The organism is Marichromatium sp. AB31, from assembly GCF_003718685.1.
GTDB classification, from domain to species: Bacteria; Pseudomonadota; Gammaproteobacteria; order Chromatiales; family Chromatiaceae; genus Marichromatium; species Marichromatium gracile.
Genome location: NZ_RHFI01000020.1, coordinates 24067 through 45514 on the forward strand (window position 1 = coordinate 24067; position 21448 = coordinate 45514).

A 21448-nucleotide genomic window follows, 5' to 3' on the forward strand; every position below is an offset into this window, starting at 1 on the left:
CTCAAAGTGTAGCTTCCATCAAGGGATATCGCCATGGACATGCACAGGGTTCGCTTACAGCTTCGACCTGGAGAGCAGGCGGACTACCGTCATCAAGACCTCATCCACGACACCCTAATCAACGCCTGGATCGAGAGCGGCGCCCGGCCGGATCAGGTCATCGGCGCATCGGCCCAACCGTGGACCTTTGCCCCGCTCGGCTTCCACAACCAGCACCAAGGGCGGGCTCACACCCTGGTCGTCTCTACCCCGAGCGCGGAGCTGGCCGCGATCCTGGCTGCATTCGAGACCGGCGCACTGCGCCATGCGCGCACCACAACGGGCGAGTTGCTCGACTTCACCTCGGCAACCGTCGTGCACGAATCACCACCGATGCTGTCCGAGCAAGCCACGCTAGGTGTTCTCACCCTCTCCCCCATCGCGATCCGGGACCGCTCGGCACCCGGCAAGCGTTGGCATACACGCCTCGACGCCTTCGACCTCTCTGCGGCGGTCAACACACGCCTGAGCCGTATCGCCGGCCGTGAGGTCGCCTTGGAGGTTCATCCCGACAGCCTCTACCTACGCGCCAACCCTCGGCACTCGGTGCTGGTGAGCACCAAACGCATGCGTAATGGACACTCGGCCTTCGTCATCGGGATGAGCGCACCTCTGGTGCTCGCCGGCAGCCGCGAGGACCTGCTCCTGGCCTGGTATGCGGGCCTCGGCGAGAAGACCCGCAACGGATTCGGCTGCATCGGTCTGGCCGAGGACGGGGTGGGACGATGAGCGATTCACTCACCCTGGCCAGCCAAGTGGCCGCAGACGTCTATCAGGCGTTGATGACCGAAGTCGTCGAGCCTTTCGTCTTGAAAGACCGCAAGGGTCACGTGCTCGATCAGAAGAAACAGAGGGATCTGAGCGCGGGAAAGATCATCGACACGCGGGTCGTGCACCTCATGTCCATCAGCGGCAAGGGAGGATATGACCCCGACCCCGTCAAGAATGCGCGCTATGCCGAAAGCGCCAACATCACCCTGCTCGATCACCTGCTCTCGGTGACGCGTGGCGCCCTGATCTTCGCCGCACTCGACATCCTGGAGCGTACCCCGGACATCGACCTGGATGGACTGCGTGTAGAGCTGCGTATCCTGGCGGCCCTCGCCTTCATGCATGACGTCGACAAGGATCTCTGTCTTCCACGTGGCACGCTGTTGTCACTGGAGGCAATCGCCGAGCGTTGGGCGCGATACGGGCTCGACCAGTTCACCGGCGATGCCCTGACAGCGGACCAGGTGCGATTTCTCATCGAGCATGCAGAAACCACCCAGGCGCATCGCAGCCCGCCGGCGGAGTATCCGCCCCGGCGTTTCTCGAGCTTGATGCGCTATGTCGCGCTGGCCGACAAGCTCGACGGACTCTGGCTCAAGGAAGGCATCGATGCGGTGCTGGAGCGTCTGCGCAAGGACGGCGCACTCGACAGCGACCTGCTGCGTCACTGGACACTGATCGACCTGTTCGATCCGCACCACCCCTTTCTCGTCGATGAACTGCAGCGTGCCCTGTCCGCCTGCTGTAAACCCGTTCCGCCACTCATCGAGGGGCATCAGGACGGGCGGCTGGTCATGCTGGTTCCCGCCGCGCAAGCAAATGAGATCCGCGACACCGCAATCCGCAAGGTGCGACGGTTTCTCGGACGCAAGCTTTTCGGACTCCGCATCAATGTCTCGAATCGCGGTCTGCCTGAAATCCTGGACTCACAGCCGGACCATGAGCAACTGACGAACTTTCTCTCGTCGAAACTGAAAGGGCGCGACCTCGCCGCACTCTTCCGGGTCAAGTCGACCCTCGCCAACGAGGTCATCACCCGAGAACTCGACGGACTCCTTGGCTGCATCGGTCTGGAACCCAACTGGCCGAAGGGTCAGGGACAGACCATCACCCCCTACCCCAACCCAGAAGCCTTGTCGGGCAATGCACAACACGCCCTGAGATCGGCCGCACACCTCGCCCTGCTCCTCAACTACAAGGCGGTGAAACAACTGCCGAGCTATGACGCACGCGAGCAGGCCGTGCTCGATGTCATCGGAGAGGAGCGACCCGCCTGGTTGAGCGCGATCGAGGACGCCGCATCACGGCGCACCTTCACCAGCCTCTGGGCGACACAGCGCGCCACCACCAACCCGGACCTGTACGCCGATATTTGGGGGACTGGTGGGTTGCTGCACCACTGGCTGGAAGGCACGGACGATCAGCCCGGCCTGCGTGACAGCATCTTGGCTCAAGGAGAAGACCGCCTCGATGCAGTGGTGTCGCATTTTGCCGAGCGACTCGACAACAAGCGCATGGCAGCCCCATCGAACCAGGGTAAACGCTGCCTTATCACCGACATGCCGGTGCGCAAGGATGCGACGTTCAAAGACTCCGACAAGCTGTACGAGGTGAAGAAGTCCGCCTTCTCGGGACGAGACGGGCGGCTCGAGAACATCGACTCGGCCACCGGCGAAACGCACATTGCTCCAGTCTCCTATGCCGAGCATCGACTGCGCAGCGTCGTCCATGCCAATGCCGGTGGCAGGCCGGACGGCATTCCCACCCTGCTGTCCATGTCCTCGACGACCGGCCTGTTCGCCGGACTCGTGCTCGACAACGAGCGTGACTTCCAGTCGCTGTCGGTCTTCGATCTGGCGCGCGAGCAAGTGGCAAAGGGCAAGGTCTACTCGGGGCTGGGCGCCTATCGCCAGCGCTTCCGTGTCGCCCGCTTCGAACGCGTTCCAGTGAAGACAGAGGAGCAGACCGCACTGCTGCGCCTCTTGCTGCGCAGCGCGCTGCGGATCGGCCGCCCCCTGCACCTGTTTCGCGGACTGCCAACGAACGAAAAGGCCTTCTTCGCCTATGACGCCATGCCACGCCGACTGGCCGACCTGATCGGCGGTCGTCGACTGCGCATCGAGCAGGTTCCAGCAGCCATCGAACGCCTGGAGACGGCCCAGCTCATTCTGGACACCAATGGGTTGGGATTCGAGGTCTTCGACCGTTACACGCGACCCGCGACACGGTTGGGCGCAATCTGCCTGACCTGGTCGTCTCTGCACGAGGCGGCCAGGAGCGGGAAGCCGGATCGCACCCTGCGCTTCAAGCGCGAATTTGAGCAATGTATCGAGGAGAACAGCATGAGCGACACCGAAGCCCCATTGGTCAAGTTGGGACACGCGGCGGCCCGCATCCAGCAACGCCCGCACGGCAGTGCCTCCACGAACGAGGAGATGCTGACCTTCAACCTCTGCCTGAAAACGGCGATCGGTGCTTGGCGTCTGGGGCAACGCGACCCGGAATCACTCGCCATGGCAGTCGCCGGAGAACTCGAAACCAACCTGGCGCGCAAGAACAAGATCGCCAGCGCCAAGAATCGCCCCGAGGAAACGCTGGCGGATGCCTTTCTGTCCTTCGCGCAACTCTTCGTCGACGACGTCTGGTTCGGGGTCATGCAGGGGCGCCCCCCTGCCCAGAGCAGCCGCCGCATCCTCGGCAGTATCTACCGCATGTCGTTTCTGACCGCGCCACGCCCCAAGTCCGAGGCCACTGACGCACCCGCCGCAGCCAATTCATAAGCAAGGAGCCACCCCATGGAACGCTTGAACGACTATCTCGCCCCCCTGAACGGACTGCTCGAGAAAACCCAAGGTGACAACAGCGCCTATCTGCACCCGAAGCGCAAGAACCTCGGGAGCATCTCCCTGGTGCTGATCCGCGAGGCGATCGCGCCGGTGGTCTTCCGCAATGCCGAGCAAGAGATCACCGATATCGAGTTCAACGACGAGACCTACGTCCGCGCGGTGCCGAACAAGTTCAAATACCCGGAACGGGGGCGCGCACTACAGATCCTCCGCGCGATGGGCGCGGGTGGGCGCTATCCACAGAACCGTACCGTGATCCCCAAGAAGGCCAAGCCCTCCGAGTCCTTCGACCTGAACACCCTGGTGTTCGGCGACTCGGCAAACTCCGACAACAAGGTCCTGCCGGTACGGGCCGCGGTGAACTACTCCGACGGGCTCAGCCTGCGGCCCAAATATCTGTGTGTCGACGAAAGCTTCCACAACCGTGGGATGGAGGATGGCACCCTCTGGGACGCAGAGGACAACAAGAACACCGACAACCTCTTCAGCCGCCACTTCATCCGCCCCGGATCGCTGATGGTTCAGGTGCTTTCGACGCGCGGGAAGATGCTCCCCGCCATCGGACTCAAGCACCTGCTGCTGTCGGTCGGCATGGCCGGGAGCTACGGCGGTCAGACCTCGGTGACCGGCATCAACATCCGCACCCATTGCGTCGGGATCTACGCCGATAAATTCGAGAAGGCCGAGACCTCGCCCTACGAACTGATCAAGCACTTCGATCCGGCCGAGACGACCGACGTCGAGACCGCCACCGCACGACTGCACAACCTACTCGCCCCCCTGCACCAAACCGTCATCCCAGGACAGGAGGTCCAGGGATGGGTCGAGCAGCTCGTCGACGACTTCAACCAGCCTGGCGGCCGACTCGAGGCCGAATACAAGGAGGCCGCCACCGAGATCGCGCAGCTCTTCGACGGCTGGTTCGGAAAATGAGCCCGGCCATCGGACTGCGTGCCGAGACCCTGACACCGTTCGCCTATCACTCGCTGGCAGTTCAGGGTGGCACGGCCACCCTACCCGAGCTCATCAGCGACAACGCGCTGGCGTTCGGCCTGGCCGGCACACTGGGTTGGATGCGCGCGAGCGGCGCGCTCCCGGAGAAGGACTACCGTCGTGACCTGGGCGTCATGCCCTGGCGGGCGTCGCTGCTGATAGCCGACGATCCACGCTTGCTGCCGCCGCTGGCGCGCCGACTCAACCTGGAGGAGGAAGGCGGTTATCAGAAAAAGCTTCGCGATGTCACCTATAAGGGCAACCTGAAGCAATTCTGGACGACCCAAGAGGTGCCCCCGGGGGCCGTCTTCCGCGGCGCGCTCTTCGGCATTGATCCCTTCGAGGAGACAGGCCAGACAGCGCTCGTCATCAGAATCGGTCTGCATCGCAACGGCATGCTGAAACTCACCCGCGACGACAGCATCGAGCAGGTCCGGCTCAACGCCGCGACAGCGGCACTATTCGGGCGTGAGCTGGCGGTCGAGCGCTTCCTGCTCTACGGCTTGCAGCTCACGGAATGGATGCCGCTCACCCAGGCCGGAGAGGAGGTCGCCCGATGGACGTGATCATCGCCAGGCACTGCGTCGCGGCGGGAGAGGATGGACTCTCACCGCTGCAGCGCGACCTGATCGAGCACCCGGCACGGATACGCATCGCCGAGGCCCCCACGGGGGCCGGAAAGAGCTACGCCTTCCAGCGTGCGCTGCGCGATCGTGGACACCGTATCCTCTTCATCGTACCGACGCGACGACTGGCGCAGAACTTGGCCAACGGGCTGATCAACGACCTGCAGGATGCCGGTTGGAGCCGACAGAAGGCCGCACAAAGCGTGGCGATCTGGAGCAGCGACCAGACGGCGATCTTGAGAAGCCAGGGCGTGGCCAGCATCAACGGGGTTCGGCTGCTCCAGATGACGGACCTGGGCAGCTTCGATGGCGGCATGATCGTCGCTACCCCCGAGGTCGTCAGCGGCCTGCTGATCCGCCGCCGGGTGGAGGCTGGACAGGCGGGCGAAGGCGTGTTCGACATGCTGGAGCAGTTCGATCACATCGTCTTCGACGAATTCCACTCGATCGAGGCGCGTGGATTCGGTCTGGCGGCCCTGTTCGCCCGCCTTGCCACGGTTCAACTCGACAACCGGGTAGGGTTCGGGGTGTCGCGAATCAGCTTCCTCTCAGCGACACCACTCGACCTGAAACCAACCCTGGTGGATATCGGCATCCCCGAAGAGGCGATCGCCCTGCTGGGTGAGCGGATCGTCCCGGACGGCCGCCCGCTCCACGGCGACGTGCGCCTCTCGCTGGTCGATTCCCCAAGCCTTTACGACCTGATCCTCGACCACCTGAACGAGGTGGTCGAGGAACTGGCAGCGGGCCGTCAGGTCGTCATCGTCTACAACCGCCTGGTCGACCTGGAGAAGGACCTCCCGGGGCTGTCACGCAAGCTGCCCGAGGCCGGAATCGACCCCGCCCGGGTGCTGGTGATCAACAGTGTGCGTGACAGCACCGCCAAGGGCCGACATCAAGGAGGGTTCGCGATCGGTCGTCAACGCGACCCGCTCGCCTATGACCTGATCCTGGCAACCGCCAGCGTCGAGATGGGCGTGACCTTCCGCAATGCCGATTTCATGCTCATGGAACCGGGCTTCGAGGCAATGAGCTTCCTGCAACGCTACGGCCGCGCAGCCAGGCGCGGCGCGAACGGTCGCGTCATTGTGCGGATCGAAGAGCAGCGAAAACCCTGGCTGCGAGCCGTCGTGGACTGGGTCCGGGAGCAGCCCGGTGAGCGAAGCACGATCGCGGCACTGACCCAAGTACTCAGCCGATCCGTGCAGGCCGAGTTCTCGCCTCACAATACCGCCAGCACCTTCGGCCAGCTATCCAGTCAGGCGAAGTGGTGTACCGCGCTTTATTGGTCAGTGCTGCTGGAGCACGCAAGCAACCGTCAGCCCCGCCGAGGCCACCTGCTCGCCCACCAACCCAAGGGCGCCGGCGCGTTCTACCGGCTGGAGCAGAGGGTACGTCAACTGGCCGACGAACCGGGTCTGACCGAGCAGGTCGACCACTGGCTGAAGCTGTTCCATGCCCAGGCATTCGATCTACGCACGATCGAGCCGAAGATCCGAGTGGTCAGCGACACCGGCGAGGCATACGACTATCCCAAAGTCTGGCTGCAACGGGAAACGGAGGTATTCGAGCGCGGCATCGAGACGGGCGACGAAATCCACATCCAGGGCGGCCTCGACGACTACTGGCGCGAGGACAAGGATCGTCACGCCAAACGCGACTGGATCTGCCACTTCCCTCACACCACGCGAACCCTGAGGTTGCCCTGCGATGAGCGCCTGGTCAATCGCTGGTGTGACGAGCTGGAAGACATCGACCCTTATGAATTCGACTGGGAGGATCACCCCCAGGCACTGGAGGCCGTGAAAAAGCTTGTTCGCCTAACCGGACTGGTACCCGGACATGACCCCGAGATTTCACTGGACGCAGTCAGCGGCGTTCTCTGAGCGTGTCGACCGATTGAACCTGCACGGACTGCACTTCCAGCACATCAACCTGTGTCGGCGGCGAGCCTGGATGTACCTGCACCGGATCAACTTCGCCCAGTGGAACAATCGCGTCGCAACCGGGCTGGCACATCAGGAAACCCGTTACAAACGCGACCGCTCGACGATCGGCCTGTTCGGTCTGGCCCCGGATCGGCTGGACTGGGAGCAGGCCATCGTGTTCGAGAACAAGGGAACCGGTGGAGCCCAAATCGCCGTCGACCGCCAGGTCGGCTACTACGCAGTCATGCTCTCCATCGCCACGGGGCGCGCCTGGACGGCACGGGTACAGGTGCTGACAAACCGACGCTGGCGTGAAGTCGCGCTCGACTCAGCCCTGCTCGATGGGCTCTGGCACGACAGCCTCGCCCTCGAACGGCTCACCCAGTCGGAGCAGGTTCCCGAGGCATCGAAAATCGGCCTGTGCGCCAGTTGTTCATTGGCACCTTTCTGCGGGTATGACTGATGGAAACGCTCTTCGTCACGCGTGATGCCACACTCAGGCAGCACGAAAACACCTTGTCGATCATGATCGACGGGCGCAAGCGCTCGCTGCCGATCGAAGCCGTCGGGCATCTGGTCCTACTCGGCGAGAGCCGCCTGAACAGCCGCCTGTTGACGCTGTGCGGCAAGCACGGTGTGCGTCTATCGGTATTCGACTACTACGGTTACTGCAAGGGCAGCTTCGAACCACTCGACCGCAACCCAGCGGGCATGGTCAAGCTCAAGCAGGCAGAGCTGTTACTGGACGAGCGAAAACGTATTGCCGTCGCTCGGGAGGTCGTTCGCGGCGCGGCTCACAACATGCTCGCCAATCTGCGCTACTACCACTACCGAGGAATTAAAGCGCTGGGTGACATCATCACCAAGATGCAACGTCTGATGGACAAGATCGGCACGGCCGACAGCAGTCCCACCTTGATGGGAATCGAGGGTAACCTGCACGAGCTGTACTACAGCGGCTGGCGACACATCGATCCGGCGCTGGATTTCACGCCGCGGGTAAGGCGGCCGCCGAACAATCCGGTCAACTGCCTGATCTCCTTTCTCAATCAGCTCACTTATACCGTCACCAGGCACGAGACAAGCAAGACCCATCTCGAGGAGACCTTCAGCGTACTGCACGCCCCGGGCCACGGACGCGCGTCACTGAGCCTGGACCTTTCCGAGCCCTTCAAGCCAGTGCTTGCCGATATGCTCATCTTCCGCATGGCACGCCGCAAGATGCTCGGCGACAACTGGTTCTCCATCAACCAGGGAGTCTGCCTGCTGACGGAGACTGGGCGTCGCCATGTCAGCGAACTGTTCACACAACGCCTTGAAGAGCAATACTCCGGGCACAGCTTCAGGCAGTGGATATATCGTGAAGCACTTGGACTCGAACGACAGGTTCTCGAGGTTTCCGAGTACGAATCATTCAAGCGGCGGGCTTAATCATGTTCATGCTCGTCACGTATGACGTCGAAGCGAAACGGACCAGAATTTTCAGAAAAATCCTGAAGCGCTATCTCAACCACGAACAATATTCTGTTTTCTCTGGAGACATGACCGAAGCGGAAGCCGTGCGCTTGCGCCAAGAGCTGAGCGCAGCCATGCTCCCAGAGGACAGAATCACCGAAATCACAGCAGAAAACCGCAAGAATGTAGAGGTCACCCACTTGATCAAGGCAAAATCCGGCAAAGGAGCAGTCAGTCGTAAAGCGGACACCAGACACAAGACCGATTACGGCGTCTTGTAGCCCCCAGACTTCTATCGCCTGTGAAGTTTCCAACTACAGACTCCGACGCACGGCCATCAGCCTCTACACAAAGAAAGTCAACACAAACATCATTCAACACTACAGGAAACACATCAAAATCGAGGGTTACGAATCCCTATAAGGGGTTATGAGACTCGGACGTTGAGGCGATGATCGACGAAGAGGGAGGTTACGAATCCCTATAAGGGGTTATGAGTGATCGCTAGCGGTGCGCGTGAGATCATCGTCACCCGTTACGAATCCCTATAAGGGGTTATGAGTGCGGATAAGTCGGCGCTCGCGCGCGACTATGGGGCGTTACGAATCCCTATAAGGGGTTATGAGACGCCGGCCCAGCGCAACGCGATTGGCAACGCCATCGTTACGAATCCCTATAAGGGGTTATGAGGATCAGCAGACCGTCTGGTAACAGGCGTCCCCAGGAGTTACGAATCCCTATAAGGGGTTATGAGACGATCGCCGCCAACCCGCCCTGCTCCCGGCGCACCGTTACGAATCCCTATAAGGGGTTATGAGAACTCCTCGCCGCCCCTGTCGTCATACTCGTAGACAGTTACGAATCCCTATAAGGGGTTATGAGGGGGCCGTCAGCGGGGTCGGTGGCGTGATCGTGGTAGTTACGAATCCCTATAAGGGGTTATGAGTCCATCCCGCCGTCGCCCACCTGCGCGCCGTCTCGCGTTACGAATCCCTATAAGGGGTTATGAGGACGTTCAGGATTCGCCCCCAAACGGCAAGACCGAAGGTTACGAATCCCTATAAGGGGTTATGAGTGTCGACCTATTACCTCGATGGCTCGCGTCGGCGCCGTTACGAATCCCTATAAGGGGTTATGAGAACATGGGCATCACCCTGCGCACCTACCGGCGCCACGTTACGAATCCCTATAAGGGGTTATGAGCCGAGCATCACGTCGGCGCTGCGCTGGTACATGTTGGTTACGAATCCCTATAAGGGGTTATGAGGATGCGCTCGACGCCGGCTCGATCGGCCTGAGCGAGGTTACGAATCCCTATAAGGGGTTATGAGCATAAAGCACGCTAGCCTTGCGCTGTTCCGGGGCGCGTTACGAATCCCTATAAGGGGTTATGAGTTGTTGAAGTTCGCGCGCTTGACCAGCCAGCGCAGAGTTACGAATCCCTATAAGGGGTTATGAGATGTCTGCCAGATTCTCGGGCAGCTCGGCGACGAGCGTTACGAATCCCTATAAGGGATTATGAGTTTCAGGCGGGTCAGATTGACTGCCGAGGAAATCCGGTTACGAATATCTATAAGGGGCTATTAGGGAGACGGTAACTGTGTCGGTCCCGACTGCGGTGATGGTTACGAAATCCTATAAGGAATTATGATTCTAGCACGCCTGCCATCTTCATCAGTTGCTTGAGAATTACGAATCCCGAAAAAGGATTATGAGATAGGTCGCGAGTCTTTTCCATTGCGTGATAGATGCGTTACGAATCCCCTCAAGGGATAACGAGCAGCCTCTAAACAGATCTTGGGGATGTCTGGCATGGACGACACCCCCTATGAGAGCCGACAGACCTCACCCAGCGGCGTGGCGCTGGAGACGCACCAGATCAACATCTGGTGTTAGGATGGGGTATGGAGCACCGTCCCAGGCGGTGTCCGCTCGCGTGTTGACACGGCCCGGATCGGGGCCGCACGCAATGCTGCAACATGGATGTTCAATCAGTGCCCCACGCCGCTCACCGTCTGCCGGACGGCTCGCGATGACGCTCGACGAGTCGGTCTATATCCGTCGTCTCACCACCCTCGGTGACACACAGCCGATCGCCGCCAGCGCCGATATCCGCGCGGCCAATGGCAGCAAGTTGCTGGCCCGTGGCGCGCGGATCGATCGCTCGGTGCTGGAGCGATTGCTGCTCCACAAGCTGCTCGAACCGATCGACCGCACCACTCGCCTCGCCGAGCGGGTCGATCGCACCACCTTGCTCGAGACCATCGCGCGCCTGCTCGATCGGGACCCGACCCTGGCGGCACTGATCGCCTGTCTCGGCGGACCGCACCACGACCCGCGCCGCACCGCCGCGCGGATCGATCCACCCGGCGTGCTCGGCAACAAGCTCGCCGTTGCCCGTCATCTCAACCCGGCGCTGTTCGAGCATGGGGTCGCCACCCTGCTCGCGGCCGATGCGTTGGCCAGCGCACGCGCCCTGGAGCCTCGCGACCAGGAGCGTCTGGCGTTGGCCGCACTCTGTCACGACATCGGCATCCTCCATCTCGAGGCCGCCTCGCTGGCTCCCTCGCAGCCCCTGCATCCCGAGCACTGGAGTCAGTTCTATGCCCACCCACGGATCGGCGCGCTGATCCTCGAGGGCGAGCCACAGACCCGCGGACGAATCGCGCGCGCGGTACTCGAACATCACGAACGCCTCGACGGCAGCGGCTACCCTCATGGCCGACGCAGCAAGGACCTCAGCCGACTCGGCATCCTGCTCGCCTTCACCGAGTTCATCGTCTCCACCAGTCAGCGGCTGGGAGCGCACGAGATGCTCACCATCGCCAAGACCCAGGATGCGGGCTTCGATCGCGCCCTGATCGGGCAGCTGATCGAGGGGATGCGCGAACGCGTGGAGTGGCTGCCGGCGCCGTCGCCGCGCCTCGAGACCGAACGACTGCTCAGCGCGCTCGATACGCTCTGGGAGGTCGTCGAGCCACCGGATGCCGGCGATCGACTGCTCAGCCCCGGACTGGCGGAGATCAGGCTGATGCTGGTGCGCGCGGGCCTCGCTCCCGGCGCCATGGGATCGGACCCCGAACTACTCGGCGACGATCAGCAGATACGGCTCGAACAGGAGCAGTTGCTGCGCGAGGCGCTGTTCAGGCTGCGACGATTGCGGCTGGAGACACTGCGTCGCGCCGGCGAACGATCGAGCCGGCTCGAAGACTGGATCAGGCGCTCTGGGGAGCTGCTCACGGCGGTGCGGCAGGCGCTGCAGGAGCAGCAGCCATCGGCCTCCGCGCTCGCCAACGGCTAGGAGGGGTCGCGTCGACGATAGCGCTGCTGCGGCTCGCCGCACCAGGGTCGGGGGTCGTCGAGCCACTTCTGGATGAACGACCAGGCGGAGTGATAGCCCTCGTGCGGCAGGCGGCAGTCGGTGCAGTCCTTGCGCCTGTTGCCGTGACGGTCGGTGTAGATCCGGTAAGGACCGGGACAGTCGTAGGCGATCAACGGGCAATAGCAGAACAGACAGTTGAACGTTCGCCGGACCCCGGGATGACAGGGGTAGAAGGGGCAGTCGTGATTGGTGAAGCCCTTGAAGGACGGGTTGTTGGTCAGCTCCTTGGGTTCGGTCACGACGCCCCTCCGCTTCAGCGCGCCAGTGTCAGCAGGGCGTCGAGATCGAGATTGGCCTCGCAGTGGTCGGCCAAGGCATCGAGCGCGGCCTCGATGCGTGCCTCGAAGTCGATCCGCGCCGCCTGGGCGCCGACCTGGTCGAGCCAGTGGGCGCGGAACGCGTCACCACCGAAGATGCCGTGGACATAACCGCCCATCACCCGTCCGTCGGCGCTGATCGCGCCCTCGGCGCGCACCCCGCCCTGGCCGTCGTCGAGCATCAGCCAGGGGCGTTCGAGCCCGGCCCCGGCGGTGCGCCCCATGTGCATCTCGTAGCCGGTGAGGCGACAGCCGCTGCGCTGGTCGCGGCCATCGATCTCGATCAGTCGCTTGTCGCCGCCGATCTCGGTCTCGATGTCGAGCAGCCCGAGCCCGGGGGTCTCGCCCGGCTCGCCCTCGATGCCCTGGGGGTCGCGCACCACGCGCCCGAGCATCTGGTAGCCGGCGCACAGCCCCACCACCCGGCCGCCACGGCGCACATGGGCGATGATGTCGACGTCCCAGCCCTCGCGGCGCAGACAGTCGAGATCGGCGCGGGTGGCCTTGGAGCCGGGCAGGATCACCACGTCGGTCTCGGCGGGGATCGCCTCGCCCGGCTGGATCCAGCGCAGGTTGACGCTCGGCTCGGCGGCCAGCGGGTCCATGTCGTCGAAGTTGGCCACCCGCGACAGCCGCGGGATGGCGACGTTGAGCACGCCGCCGCTGGTCTCGGCCGGGCGTTCGAGCGCCAGCGAGTCCTCGGCGGGCAACCGCCCCGCCCCCTCGAACCAGCGCAGCACGCCCCGGAAGGGCCAGCCGGTGATCTCGGTGATGGTCTCGCAGGCAGGCTCGAACAGCGAGAAGTCGCCACGGAACTTGTTGACGATGTAGCCCACCACCCGCTCGCGGTCGGCCTCATCGAGCAGCAGCCAGGTGCCGACCAGCGAGGCCATGGTGCCGCCCTTGTCGAGATCGCCGAGCACCACCACCGGCACCTCGGCGCGCTCGGCGAAGTGCATGTTGGTGATGTCGCAGTCGCGCAGATAGACCTCGGCGCCGCTGCCGGCGCCCTCGACCAGCACCAGATCGGCCTCGGCGCAGAGCCGCTCGAAGCTGTCGAGCACCGCCGGCATCAGCCCCTGGCGCATCTCGTGATAGACCCGCGCCGGACAGTTGCCAAGCGCGCGTCCGCGCAGCACCACCTGGGAGCCGACGTTGCTCTGCGGCTTGAGCAGCACCGGGTTCATGTGGATCGAGGGCGCCACTCCACAGGCGCGCGCCTGCAGTGCCTGGGCGCGACCGATCTCGCCGCGCGGCTGCTCGCCGTCGGGGCCGGGGGCGGCGTCGGTGTCGATGGTGACCGCCGCGTTGTTGCTCATGTTCTGCGCCTTGAACGGGCGCACCACCAGGCCGCGGCGGGCATAGGCGCGGCACAGGCCGGCGACCAGCATGCTCTTGCCGACGTCCGAGGCGGTGCCCTGGATCATCAGCGTGCGGGCACGGCGCGGGCCGCTGTCGCGCAGCGGCGGGAGGTCGATCTTGATCGTCGGTGCGGAATCGGTCATGCGATGAATCTCTGAACGACACGGCCCGCGTTCGTCGTGCGACGAAGCGGGCCGCTGATTGCCTATGCGGCGCGAGCGGACGGAACGGCCGCGACCGTCCACCCGCCCGCGTCGACCAAGTCGCGGATCAAGCGTTCTCGTACTGCTTGACCTGCTCCTCGGTCATCTGCTGATCGCCACCGCCACAGGCCTTGGGCCCGGCGCAGGCCTGGGGCGCGGCACCGGTGGCCGAGACCGCCGGACGCTTGGCCGGCGGCGCCTTCTTCCAGGCGTTGTGATCCGGCTCGACGATCTTGGCGCGGCTCTTGTCGTAGTCGAACTTGATCAGCTTCTTGAACATCGGCCCCCAGTAGTTCTGCTTGCCGAGCTGGTAGAAGCGACGCTCCATGGCGCTCTTGAGGAAGGCCTTGATGCAGCCGATCAGGTACTTGCGACGGAAGGGGTCGCGCACCCAGGGGTACTGGAAGAACATCCGCTTCATGTAGAAGCGTCGGTAGTTGGCCATGACCCCGTCGAGCAGCTCGGCGCGATCGATGTTGTCGGGCTTCATGATCGGCGAGACGAAGTTGTACTTCGAGTAGTCGAAGACCTCCACCCGATCGCTCATCTCGGTGAACATGTCGGCGAACGGCCAGGGGGTGTACATCGACCAGTTGGCCATGTCCGCGCCCCAGTCCATGACCATCTGATAGGTCTCTTCCAGGGTCTCGCGGGTCTCGTTCTCGAGACCGACGATGAACTGCGCCTCGGTGACGATGCCGTTCTCCTGGAGCAGCTGGATCGCGCGCTTGTTCTGCGCGACCGTGGTCTCCTTGACGAAACGATCGAGGTTGAGCTGCGCGGCCGCCTCGGTGCCGAGCGAGACGTGCACCAGACCGGCCTTGCGGTAGAAGGGCAGCAGCTCCTCGTCGCGCATGACGTCGGTCACACGGGTGTTGATGCCCCAGTGGATACCGAGATCGCGGTCGATCAGCTCCTGACAGAAGGCGACGAACTTGTTCTTGTTGATCTGCGGTTCTTCGTCGGCAAGGATGAAGAAGCCGACGCCGTGGACCTTGACCAGCTCCTCGATCTCGTCGACCACGCGCTTGGGATCGCGCACGCGGTAGTCGCGCCAGAACTTCCACTGCGAGCAGAAGCTGCAGGTGAAGGGACAGCCGCGCGCCATGTTGGGCGTGGCCACCGGCACCCCGAGCGGGATGTAGATGTACTTCTGCCAGTCGAGGATGCCCCAGTCCGGCCAGATCGAGTCGACGTCCTTGATCGAGGGCTCGGCCGGGGTGGCGACCACCTCGCCGTCGTCGCCGAGGAAGGCGATACCCTTGACCTTGTCGCGATCACCCGGCCAGCCGGTCTGATCGATGCTGCGCACCAGGTTGAGGGTGACCGCCTCGCCCTCGCCGCGCACGATGGCGTCGATCCAGGGCGCCTCTTCGAGTACCTGCTGGAACATGAAGGTGGCGTGGATGCCGCCGAGCACGGTGAGGGCCTGCGGGCGCTCTTCCTTGGCAACCTGCAGCAGGCGCTGCGCGGCGTAGATCATCGGCGTCATCGCGGTGGTGGCGATGATATCGGGCTCGATCTCCCGGATGGCGGCACGCAGCTGATCGTCGTCGAGCTTGTCCACCATGGCGTCGATGAAGTGGTAGTCCTCGTAGCCACCGGACTTCAGATAGCCAGCCACATAGGCAACCCACGCCGGCGACCAGTTGCCGGCGATATCGGCGGCACCGGCGCTATAGTTGGGGTGGACAAAAAGGATTCGCATTGTCAGCTCCGGGTTATCTCGATCGTCGGACTCAGCTGGGCTCTGCTGAGTGTAGTGAAGCCCCGCCAGACTGCGACAGTTGGCACAGACACCGTCGACCGGCGCAGCGCGACGGGGCCGGGGCGAACGGCTCGCTCGACGGCGTGCGATGACGAACGATCATGACGGGAGTCCTGTGACGGGCGAGCGCTTGGCCAAATTCGAAACAGTCGGTGTAGTAGTAGATGACGCAAGGGCAAGCATCGACCACGATCCGCGAGCATGCGTCAGCCCCTTCGGCGCTGGCAACCACAAAACCCTTGTGGGAAAAATTCTCGCCCGCATCATGTCTGCAAAAAGCCGGTTCTACGTCGGGCAGGCATCTTACCAACGGATCCCAGAATGCGCCACGACCGATACGGCTGACGGTCCGGCGAGGATACTGCTACCATCGGCCACCGCCGACGCGGTTGGCTGGCACCACACCAGATCATGGGGCCAGACAGTCCGTCACTCCGGCCGCGAGGCCAGGTTGGTCGCTGGTTATACACATGAAGACGCTCTATCTCATCGGCATGGGTCCGGGGGACCCGAAATATCTCACCCTGCAGGCGATCGAGACCATGCGGAAGACCGATGTCTTCTTCATGCTCGACAAGGCCGGGCGCGGCAAGGAGGATCTGCTCGCACTGCGCCACCAGATCCTCGAAGCGCACTGCGAGCCCGGCAGCTACCGGGTGGTCATCGCCGAGAGCCCTCAGCGCACCATCGAGAACGGCGACTACAAGGAAGGCGTGCGCCGCTGGCACCAGCGCAAGCGCGAGATCTTCGCCGAGCTGATCGAGCGCGAGTTGGCCGACGGCCAGTCCGGCGCCTTCCTGCTGTGGGGCGACCCCGCGCTCTACGACCAGACCATCACCAACATCACCGAGCTGGTCGCCGAGCAGCCAGAGCAGCTGCGCTTCGAGGTCATCCCCGGGATCACCTCGGTCCAGGTGCTCACCGCCCGGCACAAGATCCCGCTCAACCGCGTCGGCGAGGCGATCACCATCACCACCGGACGCCATGCCGAGCACTGCGACCCGGCCACGCTCGACAACGCCGTGGTGATGCTCGACTACAACGCCTCCTACCAGCGCTTCACCGGCCAGGACATGGATCTCTACTGGGGCGGGCTGGTCGGCACCGCTGACGAGCGCCTGGTCGCCGGACCGCTCGACGAGGTGGTCGACGAGGCGCTGCGCGCCCGCGCCGAACTCAAGGCCGAGAAGGGCTGGCAGATGGACATCTACCTGCTGCGCCGACGGCGCGACGAGCAGCAGGACGAGGACTGAAGGGCCGGCGCGCCCGTACGGACGCGCCGCTGCAGGATCCCAACCACGACAGGAGGTCGAACCATGTCCGCTCGCACCACGCGCCTCGGCGCGCTGCTCATCGCACTGCTGCTCAGCATCCCCGCCAGCGCCCTCGCCGCCCCCGATCGTCACGTCTTCTACAACCTCACCAGCGACGAGGCCTGGCGCGCCGGCATGGCGCTCGGCCACGCCACCCGGGCGCTCGAGGCCGGCTACGCCGTCACCGTCTTCCTCAACGTGCGCGGCGTCTATCTCGCCCAGCAGGGCTTCGCCACCGACCGTGCCGGCGGCGCCCCCGACGACCTGCGCGGCCAGCTCGTCGCGCTGATCGACGCCGGGGCCGAGGTGATGCTCTGCGGCATGTGTCTGCGCAAGGCCGGACTGGAGATGGCCGACATGCTCCCCGGTACCGTCAAGGTCGACTGCGCACGCAGCCTCGCGGCGATGAGCGCCGAGGACACCGTGGTGATCAGCTACTGACCTGACCGGCAGCGGCACCACGCCGCCGCGGGCCGCCACGATCCCGCCCGCTGCGCGCTCGCCCGCGCCTCGCCGAGACACTGCGCGCGCGGCACCGGCGTGTAGCCTGAGGACGCGACCCGGGTCTCACCCCGGACGGCTAAGGGTTTTTGCCCCCTTGAACCGGGCCGCGAAAAGCCCGATTCTCGACAACGAGGGTCGGGCGCGCTGGTCGCCCGGCAACATGACCCACGACCACGCGAGGACAGCCCAATGAGCGAGGCACTCCTGACGACACTCCAGCTGGCGCTCTTCACCGGCGCCCTGGGCGCCATGGCCTGGCAGCTCCAGCATGCCCGGCGCCGTGCCCGCCAGACCGTCCCGGTCAGACGCACCCGCACGCGCATCCGCTGACCCGCGCCCCTCACCACCACCTCAACCACAACGGCCAACCGCGACGCGGTTGGCCGTTTTTCGTCCAGCCGCCAGCCGCCAGCCGCCAGCCGCCAGCCGCCAGCCGCCAGCCGCCAGCCGCCAAGAGATTGAACCGCAAAGCCGCGAAGGGCGCGAAGGCAGGAGAGATTCCAGCCTTCAGCCGCCAAGGGATTGAACCGCAAGATACCGTCTTTCCCGTCAACGGCCGACCGCACACCAGCTGCCTCGACTGGAGGCTGGAGGCTGAGCGCTGGAAGCTGATTTGAACCGCAAGATGCCGTCTTTCCCGTCAACTGCCGACCATGCACACCAGCTGCCTCGACTGGAGGCTGGAGGCTGGAGGCTGAGCGCTGGAAGCTGATTCGAACCGCAAAGATACCGTCTTTCCCGTCAACTGCCGACCATGCACACCAGCCTCCCCGACTGGAGGCTGAATGCTGATCGCTGGAAGCTGATTCGAACCGCAAAGCCGCGAAGGGCGCGAAGGCGGGAGGGATTCCAGCCTTCAGCCGTCAGCGGCCAGCCGCACGCCTCGCCTGCTCTGCGCCCGACACGCTGCCTTTGTCCAAAGGGGGTTGGGGATTCGACTGCGATGACAGCTAACGCACCTCGACCGCTCGCGATCACCGACCGGTGACAGGGAGACCCGCTCCGACTGGAGGCTGGAGGCTGGCCGCTGGCCGCTGACGGCTAGCTGCCCCGGCAGTCCAGGCCCACACCAGAGACCTCAACCCCTTCGCCGGGCACGCTGCGCTTTGCCCGGCTTACGGAAAGGCGCTCTCTCCTACTGGAGGCTGGCCGCTGGCGACTGGTCGCCGTCCCGGCAGCATTCGTCCGGCTTCGCACCACTGGCCTCCTGACGGCCCGAGGCCCCTGCCGCCGTCGGCTCGACGACCCGCGCCCGCAGCAGTCGCAGCGAGTTGGCGGTCACCAGCACGGTGGCGCCGGTATCGGCGAGCACCGCCGGCCACAGCCCGGTCACGCCGAGCAGGGTGGTGACCATCAGCCCGAGCTTGAGCCCGATGGCGAGGGCGACGTTCTGGCGGATCACCCGCAGGGTGCGGCGCGACAGCCGCACCATCGCCGCAACATCACCGACCCGAGCGTGCAGGCTGGCGGCATCGGCCGTTTCCAGCGCCACCTCGGTGCCGCCGCCCATGGCGATGCCGATCTCGGCGGCCGCCAGCGCCGGGGCGTCGTTGATGCCGTCGCCGACCTTGGCGACCCGCTCGCCGGACTTCTGCAGCTCACTCACCAGCCGTTGCTTGTCCTCGGGCAACAACCCGGCGTGGGCCTCGATGCCCAGCGGCCCGGCCAGGGCCGCGACCGCCGGGCGCTGATCGCCACTGAGCACCAGGGCGCCGATCCCCAGCCGGTCGAGCGCCGCGATGCCGGCGGCGGCATCCTCACGCGGCGCATCGTGCATCGCGATCAGCCCGAGCGCACGCCCGTCCTCGACCACCACCGAGAGGCTGCGCCCCAGCGCCTGCTGCGACTCGGCGGCGACGACCAGCCCGGAAGCATCGCCGCCGATCAGCTCGCGCGCCGCCGTCAGCGAGCCGAGGAAGCACTCACGCCCCTCGATCTCGCCACCCACCCCGCGACCGGGGAGCGCGCGCACGTGCTCGGGCGCGACGGCGGCGAGTCCCGCTGCCTCGGTGTGGGCGAGGATCGCCCGCGACAACGGGTGCGACGAGCCCTGACTGAGCGCGGCGGCACACTCGAGCAGGCGCGCGCGCTCACCCTCCAGGACGACCACCTCGGTCACCCGCGGCTGGCCCAGGGTCAGGGTGCCGGTCTTGTCGAAGGCCACCCGGGTGATCCGCGCCAGCCCCTCGAGCACCGCCCCGCCCTTCATCAGCAACCCCTGACGCGCCCCGGCGGCCAGCCCGGCGGCGATCGCAGCCGGGGTCGAGATCACCAAGGCGCAGGGGCAACCGATCAACAGGATCGCCGCGCCGCGATACACCCACTCCGACCAGAGCGCGCCCAGGAACAGCGGCGGCACCACCGCCACCAGGGTGGCGAAGAGCACCACCAGCGGGGTGTAGACGCGGGCGAAACGCTCGATGAAACGCGCGCTCGGCGCCTTGCGCGCCTGCGCCTCGCGCACCAACCGGGTGATCCGCGCGATGGTGTTGTCGGCGGCATCGGCGGTGACGCGCAACCGCAACCGGCTCTCCAGGTTGACGCTGCCGGCGAACACCGCATCGCCCGGACGCCTGAGCTGGGGCAGGCTCTCGCCGCTGAGCGGCGACTCGTCGACGCCGCCGACACCCTCCAGCACCTCGCCGTCGGCGGGGATGCGCTCGCCCGGGTGGACCTCGATGCGATCATCGACCCGCAACCGCTCGGCGGCGACCGTCTCCAGCGTACCGTCGGCGCGCAACCGGCGCGCGTTGCGCGGCAACAGCTCGATCAGGGCGCCGATCCCGGCGCGCGAGCGCCGCGCCGCCAGCCCCTCGAGCGACTCACCGACCTGGAACAGGAACAGCACCGCCGCCGCCTCGGCCTCGGCGCCGACGGCCACCGCGGCGAGCGCCGCCAGACTCATCAGCGTCTCGATCGACAGCGGCGAGCCGAGCCGAGCCGCCGCCCAGGCGCGCCGCGCCACCGGGACCAGGCCGAGCAGCACCGCGGCGAGGAAGATCGGGCGCTCGAAGGCCGGGAACAGGCTCGCCGCGCCATAGGCGGTGAGCATCAGCGCCCCGGTGCCGAGGGTGAGCAGCCCCTGACGACTGCGCCACCAGGGCGTCGGTCGATCGGCGCCCGTCGGCGGCGCCTCCGGGGCGGCGCAGGCCGCCGCGCCGCAGCCGCAGGCCGTGGCCCCGGTCGATGCGGTCTCGCGTGGCGTGAAGCCGAGGCGCGACAGGGTCTCGGCGAGCTGTGCGCGGTCGATCCCGGGCAGATGCTCGACCCGCACCTCGGCGGTGGCGAGCGAGACCGTCACCGCGCGCACCTCGGGCAACCGACCGAGCGCCGTCTCCACCCGGCTCGCGCAGGCCCCGCAATCCATCCCATCGACCCGCAACCGGGTCTCCACGGGCACCGTCAGCGGCGCCCCGACAGCTTGGCTAGACATCTTCAGATTCACCTCATCGATACAATCCTGTCGTCATCGATGAGGCTACAATCTCTAGTGACTAGAGCATCAAGTGAGAATCAGAATCATGCTTGGAATCGGTGAGCTCTCCCGCGCGACCGAGGTCAAGGTCCCGACCATCCGTTACTACGAGGAGATCGGGCTGCTGCCCGCCCCGGCGCGCACCGCGAGCAACCGCCGTCGCTACCCGCAAGAGGCGGTGCAACGGCTGCGCTTCATCCGTCACGCCCGCGAACTCGGCTTCGACATCCCCGCGATCCGCGCGCTGCTCGCGCTCGAGGGCGACGGCGAGCCGCCCTGTCATCGCGCCGACGCCATCGCCCGCGCCCATCTCGACCAGATCGACCAGCGCATCGCGCGTCTCACCGCGCTGCGCGACGAGATCAGCCAGATGCTCGCGGACTGCGACCGCGCCTGCGACGACCACTGCCGGGTGCTCGAGGTGCTCGCCGATCACAGCCACTGCCGTCACCAGGAACACTGACCC

At 65.1% G+C, this 21448-nt stretch carries 17 protein-coding genes and 1 CRISPR repeat array; of the genes, 13 read left to right on the forward strand and 4 right to left on the reverse strand.

Going from position 1 to position 21448, the window contains the following annotated elements; genetic code table 11:
- Positions 1-33 precede the first annotated feature (33 nt).
- The 9 genes from EBL84_RS13205 (at position 34) to EBL84_RS13245 (ending at position 11959) form a co-directional block, all read left to right on the forward strand.
- Positions 34-768, forward strand: coding sequence for a CRISPR-associated endoribonuclease Cas6 (locus EBL84_RS13205; protein ID WP_123141242.1), 735 nt, complete (start codon positions 34-36; stop codon positions 766-768).
- Complete coding sequence (locus EBL84_RS13210; RefSeq protein WP_123141243.1) at positions 765-3590, forward strand: hypothetical protein; 2826 nt, start codon at positions 765-767, stop codon at positions 3588-3590. Before EBL84_RS13205 ends, EBL84_RS13210 begins: the two co-directional genes overlap by 4 nt.
- Positions 3591-3605: 15 nt before the next feature.
- Positions 3606-4589: a type I-D CRISPR-associated protein Csc2 gene (locus tag EBL84_RS13215; protein ID WP_123141244.1), complete on the forward strand. Its 984-nt coding sequence runs from the start codon at positions 3606-3608 to the stop codon at positions 4587-4589.
- Complete coding sequence (locus tag EBL84_RS13220) at positions 4586-5215, forward strand: hypothetical protein (protein ID WP_123141245.1); 630 nt, start codon at positions 4586-4588, stop codon at positions 5213-5215. Before EBL84_RS13215 ends, EBL84_RS13220 begins: the two co-directional genes overlap by 4 nt.
- Positions 5206-7161 carry a DEAD/DEAH box helicase gene (locus tag EBL84_RS13225; protein ID WP_123141246.1) on the forward strand — a complete coding sequence of 652 codons (1956 nt, stop codon included), beginning with the start codon at positions 5206-5208 and terminating at the stop codon, positions 7159-7161. Before EBL84_RS13220 ends, EBL84_RS13225 begins: the two co-directional genes overlap by 10 nt.
- Before the next feature lie 13 nt (positions 7162-7174).
- Positions 7175-7666, forward strand: a complete 492-nt coding sequence (locus tag EBL84_RS13230; RefSeq protein WP_223807016.1) for a Dna2/Cas4 domain-containing protein — start codon at positions 7175-7177, stop codon at positions 7664-7666.
- Positions 7666-8634 carry a CRISPR-associated endonuclease Cas1 gene (cas1, locus tag EBL84_RS13235; protein WP_123141248.1) on the forward strand — a complete coding sequence of 323 codons (969 nt, stop codon included), beginning with the start codon at positions 7666-7668 and terminating at the stop codon, positions 8632-8634. The genes EBL84_RS13230 and cas1 overlap by 1 nt, the downstream gene beginning before the upstream one ends.
- Before the next feature lie 2 nt (positions 8635-8636).
- Positions 8637-8939 carry a CRISPR-associated endonuclease Cas2 gene (cas2, locus tag EBL84_RS13240; RefSeq protein ID WP_123141249.1) on the forward strand — a complete coding sequence of 101 codons (303 nt, stop codon included), beginning with the start codon at positions 8637-8639 and terminating at the stop codon, positions 8937-8939.
- A gap of 125 nt (positions 8940-9064) precedes the next feature.
- Positions 9065-10438: a CRISPR direct-repeat array (repeat unit 28 nt; unit sequence GTTACGAATCCCTATAAGGGGTTATGAG).
- Positions 10439-10690: 252 nt separating this feature from the next.
- Positions 10691-11959, forward strand: a complete 1269-nt coding sequence (locus EBL84_RS13245) for an HD-GYP domain-containing protein (protein WP_190287969.1) — start codon at positions 10691-10693, stop codon at positions 11957-11959.
- On the opposite strand, the gene EBL84_RS13250 is transcribed toward EBL84_RS13245, so the two are convergent.
- The 3 genes from EBL84_RS13250 to bchE all read right to left on the reverse strand — a co-directional run bounded on the left by EBL84_RS13250 (position 11956) and on the right by bchE (position 15630).
- Positions 11956-12279: a cysteine-rich small domain-containing protein gene (locus tag EBL84_RS13250; protein ID WP_123141251.1), complete on the reverse strand. Its 324-nt coding sequence runs from the start codon at positions 12277-12279 to the stop codon at positions 11956-11958. The two genes, EBL84_RS13245 and EBL84_RS13250, sit on opposite strands and share 4 nt — an antisense overlap.
- A 14-nt stretch (positions 12280-12293) precedes the next feature.
- Positions 12294-13862 (reverse strand): cobyric acid synthase, encoded by a 1569-nt coding sequence (locus EBL84_RS13255; protein WP_123141252.1) that lies wholly within the window; start codon positions 13860-13862, stop codon positions 12294-12296.
- Between the two features lie 127 nt (positions 13863-13989).
- Positions 13990-15630, reverse strand: coding sequence for a magnesium-protoporphyrin IX monomethyl ester anaerobic oxidative cyclase (gene bchE, locus EBL84_RS13260; protein ID WP_123141253.1), 1641 nt, complete (start codon positions 15628-15630; stop codon positions 13990-13992).
- A gap of 530 nt (positions 15631-16160) precedes the next feature.
- Here bchE and cobF point away from each other — a divergent pair.
- From cobF to EBL84_RS17110, 3 genes are all read left to right on the forward strand, one after another.
- The gene (gene cobF, locus EBL84_RS13265; protein WP_123141254.1) at positions 16161-16943 is read left to right on the forward strand and encodes a precorrin-6A synthase (deacetylating); all 783 of its coding nucleotides are present in this window, start codon (positions 16161-16163) and stop codon (positions 16941-16943) included.
- A 63-nt stretch (positions 16944-17006) separates the two neighbouring features.
- Positions 17007-17444: a DsrE family protein gene (locus EBL84_RS13270; protein ID WP_123141255.1), complete on the forward strand. Its 438-nt coding sequence runs from the start codon at positions 17007-17009 to the stop codon at positions 17442-17444.
- A gap of 252 nt (positions 17445-17696) precedes the next feature.
- Positions 17697-17837: a hypothetical protein gene (locus tag EBL84_RS17110; RefSeq protein ID WP_160330969.1), complete on the forward strand. Its 141-nt coding sequence runs from the start codon at positions 17697-17699 to the stop codon at positions 17835-17837.
- An 805-nt stretch (positions 17838-18642) separates the two neighbouring features.
- Here EBL84_RS17110 and EBL84_RS13275 read toward each other — a convergent pair.
- Positions 18643-20940: a cation-translocating P-type ATPase gene (locus tag EBL84_RS13275; protein WP_123141256.1), complete on the reverse strand. Its 2298-nt coding sequence runs from the start codon at positions 20938-20940 to the stop codon at positions 18643-18645.
- A gap of 88 nt (positions 20941-21028) precedes the next feature.
- Between EBL84_RS13275 and EBL84_RS13280 the strand changes: the two genes are divergently transcribed.
- Complete coding sequence (locus tag EBL84_RS13280) at positions 21029-21445, forward strand: helix-turn-helix domain-containing protein (RefSeq protein ID WP_123141257.1); 417 nt, start codon at positions 21029-21031, stop codon at positions 21443-21445.
- The last annotated feature ends 3 nt before the right edge of the window (positions 21446-21448 follow it).

Excerpts from the sequence above, each read along its gene's own strand:
- EBL84_RS13275 (WP_123141256.1), bottom strand. The coding sequence starts at position 20,940 with ATGTCTAGCCAAGCTGTCGGGGCGCCGCTGACGGTGCCCGTGGAGACC.
- cas2 (WP_123141249.1), top strand. The coding sequence starts at position 8,637 with ATGTTCATGCTCGTCACGTATGACGTCGAAGCGAAACGGACCAGAATT.
- cobF (WP_123141254.1), top strand. The coding sequence starts at position 16,161 with ATGAAGACGCTCTATCTCATCGGCATGGGTCCGGGGGACCCGAAATAT.
- EBL84_RS13270 (WP_123141255.1), top strand. The coding sequence starts at position 17,007 with ATGTCCGCTCGCACCACGCGCCTCGGCGCGCTGCTCATCGCACTGCTG.
- cas1 (WP_123141248.1), top strand. The coding sequence starts at position 7,666 with ATGGAAACGCTCTTCGTCACGCGTGATGCCACACTCAGGCAGCACGAA.
- EBL84_RS13205 (WP_123141242.1), top strand. The coding sequence starts at position 34 with ATGGACATGCACAGGGTTCGCTTACAGCTTCGACCTGGAGAGCAGGCG.
- EBL84_RS13220 (WP_123141245.1), top strand. The coding sequence starts at position 4,586 with ATGAGCCCGGCCATCGGACTGCGTGCCGAGACCCTGACACCGTTCGCC.
- EBL84_RS13255 (WP_123141252.1), bottom strand. The coding sequence starts at position 13,862 with ATGACCGATTCCGCACCGACGATCAAGATCGACCTCCCGCCGCTGCGC.
- EBL84_RS13280 (WP_123141257.1), top strand. The coding sequence starts at position 21,029 with ATGCTTGGAATCGGTGAGCTCTCCCGCGCGACCGAGGTCAAGGTCCCG.
- EBL84_RS13225 (WP_123141246.1), top strand. The coding sequence starts at position 5,206 with ATGGACGTGATCATCGCCAGGCACTGCGTCGCGGCGGGAGAGGATGGA.
- EBL84_RS13245 (WP_190287969.1), top strand. The coding sequence starts at position 10,691 with ATGACGCTCGACGAGTCGGTCTATATCCGTCGTCTCACCACCCTCGGT.
- bchE (WP_123141253.1), bottom strand. The coding sequence starts at position 15,630 with ATGCGAATCCTTTTTGTCCACCCCAACTATAGCGCCGGTGCCGCCGAT.
- EBL84_RS13215 (WP_123141244.1), top strand. The coding sequence starts at position 3,606 with ATGGAACGCTTGAACGACTATCTCGCCCCCCTGAACGGACTGCTCGAG.
- EBL84_RS17110 (WP_160330969.1), top strand. The coding sequence starts at position 17,697 with ATGAGCGAGGCACTCCTGACGACACTCCAGCTGGCGCTCTTCACCGGC.
- EBL84_RS13210 (WP_123141243.1), top strand. The coding sequence starts at position 765 with ATGAGCGATTCACTCACCCTGGCCAGCCAAGTGGCCGCAGACGTCTAT.